The organism is uncultured Brevundimonas sp. (assembly GCF_937870815.1).
Lineage (GTDB): Bacteria > Pseudomonadota > Alphaproteobacteria > Caulobacterales > Caulobacteraceae > Brevundimonas.
Window position 1 is genome coordinate 1 of sequence record NZ_CALMZS010000054.1, and the last position, 2,423, is coordinate 2,423.

A 2,423-nucleotide genomic window follows, 5' to 3' on the forward strand; every position below is an offset into this window, starting at 1 on the left:
ATGGTGCGCACCGTGCTGGCGCACGGCGGCTGCACGACCGCCATCAAGCTGGTCCACGCCAGCCGGGGCAAGGCGGCGCGGGCCGAGCCGGTGGCCGCGCTGTACGAACAGGGGCGGGTGGTCCACTGCGGCGCGTTTCCGGCGCTGGAGGAGGAACTGATGGCGCTGGGGTCGACCGAGGGCGGCGGGCGCAGCCCCGACCGCGCCGACGCCCTGGTCTGGGCGGTGACGTATCTGCTGCCGGCGCCGAGGGCCGGGCCGAGCGTCCGGGTGTTGTGAGGGTTACCAGATGACCGGCGTGTCGCCGGCGATGTCGCGCAGGTCCTTGTCCCTGGTGACGAGAGGGACGCCGAGATCATGGGCCTGGGCGACCAGAATGCGGTCCCGCGGATCGCCGTGCGCGAAGGGTAGATTGGCTGCGAGCCACGCCTGATGCGGTGTGATCTCCAGCAATTTGTAGCCGGCGGCCGGGAGGAAGGACATCAGATCAACGGGTAGCGGCACCAGGTCGGCGGCGCGCGCCGCGCTCGCGTATCGACGTTTAGAATCGATTTCGTAGAGGCTGACCGCGCTGACCAGGAGCTTCGAAGCCATTTCGATCGCGTCCCGGGCGGCGGCGGACAGCTGCCGATCAAAAAGTGACCAGACAAGTACATGCGTGTCCAGCAGGACCGCCGTCACTCAGAACAGGTCCTTCTTGTCCGGGTCGAAGGCAGGGTCTGGACCCAGGAACATGTTGAGAAATTCGTCGGATACCGGCCCCAGGTGAGCCAAGGCGCCGATGCGGCGATGTGGGCGGATCGGACGTCGGGCCTGGTGAGAAACCACGCGAATTTCGGCCGCAGGACGTCCGGCGCGGGCGATGATCACGGTCTCTCCCGCCTCGGCGCGGGAGACGAGCTCTGAAAGCCGGGCCTTGGCCTCGGCCATGTTGACCTGAACGCTCATGAGTCAAACCTATCAGAGAACCGCCCTTGGTCCAACGAACCGGACCAGGCTTCAGGACCATCGGAGAATACCATGCTGAACTGGCGAGGGCCCTTCAAGGGCCGTTCCCGCCTGCGCGGGAAGGACGGGCGCATATCCGCGCCCGAGATCAAGGACAGCCGGGTCGGGCCGCTGATCGCCCTGACGTCCGGCGGGCGGGCGCGGTGGACGCCGCGGGACTACGCCCATCTGGCCGAGGAAGGGTTCGCCAGGAACGCCGTGGCCTATCGCTGCGTGCGGATGATCGCCGAGGGGGCGGCGTCGACGCCGCTGGTGGTGTTCGCCGACGGCGTGCGGCGGGATGATCATCCGCTGACGGCGCTGTTGGCGCGACCCAACCCGGAACAGTCGGGGGCGGAATGGCTGGAGGGGTTGTACGGGGCGTTGCAGACGGCGGGGAACGCCTATGCGGAGGCGGTCGGCGATGAGGTCCCTGAGGAGCTTTGGACGCTGCGGCCCGACCGGGTGAAGGTGGTCCCGGGGCGGGCCGGCTGGCCCGAGGCCTGGGAATATTCCGTGGACGGACGGTCGGTGCGGATCGGCCGGGCGACGGACGGCTGGTCGCCGGTGATGCAGCTGAAACTGTTCCACCCGACCGACGACCACTATGGATTTTCGCCGCTGGAGGCGGCGGCGTTCGCGATCGATGTGCACAACGCCTCCGGGGCCTGGAACAAGGCGTTGCTGGACAATGCGGCGCGGCCCTCGGGGGCGCTGGTCTATGGGGCCAGGGACGGCGAGCGGCTGACGGCCGAACAGTTCGAGGCGCTGCGGGGACAGGTCGAGGAGAGCCATGCCGGGACGATGAACGCCGGTCGGCCGATGATCCTCGAGGGCGGGCTGGACTGGAAGCCGATGAGCTGGACGCCGGCGGATATGGACTTCATCGCCGGGAAGCATGCGGCGGCGCGCGAGATCGCCCTGGCCTTCGGGGTTCCGCCGCAGCTGCTGGGGATCCCGGGGGATGCGACCTACGCCAACTATCGCGAGGCCAATGCGGCCTTCTGGCGCGGGACGGTGGTTCCACTGGTGCGCAAGACGGCGGCGGCGCTGACGGGCTGGCTGGGCGGGCGGTTCGCCGGGATCCGGATCGAGGCCGATCTGGACGGATTGCCCGCGCTGCAGCCCGAACGGGACGCGCTGTGGGCGCGGTTGAACGCGGCGACGTTCCTGACGGACGAGGAGCGGCGGCGGATGGCGGGAGTGGGGGGATAGGCGAGGTGAGGAGTGCTAGTGCTGGTGAGCAAGGATGACTGGTTCGAGCGGCTGCTCACTAGCACTCTTCACTAGCACCCCCGCCCGCTCAATGTTGGAGATGAGACAGTGAACGATCTCAGAAAAATCCCCGTCGCCGTGATCGCGGCGCTGGTCGTCCAGACCGTCGGCGGCCTGGTCTGGGCCGGCGGCGCGGCGGCGCGGATCGCCACGCTGGAGGA

Annotated in this window: 3 protein-coding genes and 1 pseudogene; 2 read left to right on the top strand and 2 right to left on the bottom strand. The window is 68.8% G+C overall.

Annotated elements, in window-relative coordinates:
* A pseudogene (locus tag Q0588_RS03420) lies at positions 1-279 on the top strand (DNA-packaging protein); the annotation flags it as partial.
* Positions 280-282: 3 nt separating this feature from the next.
* On the opposite strand, the gene Q0588_RS03425 reads toward Q0588_RS03420, so the two are convergent.
* Both Q0588_RS03425 and Q0588_RS03430 read right to left on the bottom strand, forming a co-directional pair.
* Positions 283-681, bottom strand: a complete 399-nt coding sequence (locus Q0588_RS03425; RefSeq protein ID WP_298743795.1) for a type II toxin-antitoxin system VapC family toxin — start codon at positions 679-681, stop codon at positions 283-285.
* On the bottom strand, positions 682-948 hold the full coding sequence (locus Q0588_RS03430; RefSeq protein WP_298743797.1) for a type II toxin-antitoxin system prevent-host-death family antitoxin: 267 nt from the start codon (positions 946-948) through the stop codon (positions 682-684). It abuts the gene before it with no gap.
* Positions 949-1,020: 72 nt separating this feature from the next.
* Between Q0588_RS03430 and Q0588_RS03435 the strand changes: the two genes are divergently transcribed.
* Positions 1,021-2,202, top strand: coding sequence for a phage portal protein (locus tag Q0588_RS03435; RefSeq protein WP_298743800.1), 1,182 nt, complete (start codon positions 1,021-1,023; stop codon positions 2,200-2,202).
* The last annotated feature ends 221 nt before the right edge of the window (positions 2,203-2,423 follow it).